The 957-nt window shown below is 74.9% G+C and carries 1 pseudogene; it reads right to left on the bottom strand.

Going from position 1 to position 957, the window contains the following annotated elements:
• Positions 1-41: 41 nt before the first annotated feature.
• Positions 42-957 (bottom strand): annotated as a pseudogene (locus MXD58_RS25620) (hypothetical protein); the annotation flags it as partial.

Genomic DNA, 957 nt, shown 5'->3' on the forward strand with positions numbered 1-957 from the left:
GGCGCGGGGCTGACGCCGTCGGACTGACGGCGCGGGGCGGGTCAGCCGCGCGGGCCGTGCCCGAGGACGGCGCGGTCCCCGATCGGCTCGGTGGCGAGGATGCCGACGTCGGTCTGCGCGGAGCGCAGTGGCGGGTCGGTCCCCGCGCCGGTGGTGCCGTCAACGTAGGCGACCTGGGTGTAGATGAGGTAGTGCCCGCGGCTGAGGGCGCTGCGCCAGGAGTTGTTGCCGCCTGGCCCGGTGATCTGCGCGTTCTGGATGGCACCGGCGGGGATGGGCAGTGGTGTGATCCCGCCGCGGCCCTGGTTGAGCGTCTGTACGCCGGTCGTGGCCGTCGTCGCCGTGTCGAGGGAGAACACCGTCACTCCGACGAGCACCGCGCGGGTGCCCGCCGCGGGGGTGCTCAGGAACAGGGCGCGCACGGCCTGTCCGCAGTGCGGCGGGGCGAACTGCTTCGTCAGATCACCGGTCAGCTGGGGGCAGCCGTCGTCCAGTCGGCGGGCCAGCCGTCGGTAGCCCCGGCCGTCCACCGTGACGGGCGAGTCGGGGAAGAACTCCTTGACGGAAATCCTGTCGCTGTCGGTCGTGGTGCTGTCCAGGAAGTTCGCTGGGATCGGTGCGAGGCTCGTGGCGGTCGAGGCGGGTGGGGATCCGCCCTGGTCGTCGCCGCCTCGCAAGGTCACCGCCGCGACGGCCGCGACCAGGAGCAGGACCGCGCCCGCCACGACGGCGAGCACGCGACGGGGCTGGCGGGCCCGGTCGGGGCCGGTGTCCGCCGGGTCGTCCCAGCGGTCCTCGGCGAAACCCGGGCGGCCACGGCCGGCGTCGGGCTCGTCCTCGGCGCGGGGGTCCACTGCGTCGGCCTCGTCGTCGTATGCCTCGTCGCCGTAGGCCTCGTCGCCGTAGGCCTCGTCGACGCGCTCCCGTTCGCCGGGCCGCACCGACACGCCGGGCCGC

This window comes from Frankia sp. AgKG'84/4, assembly GCF_023242965.2.
GTDB lineage: Bacteria > Actinomycetota > Actinomycetes > Frankiales > Frankiaceae > Frankia.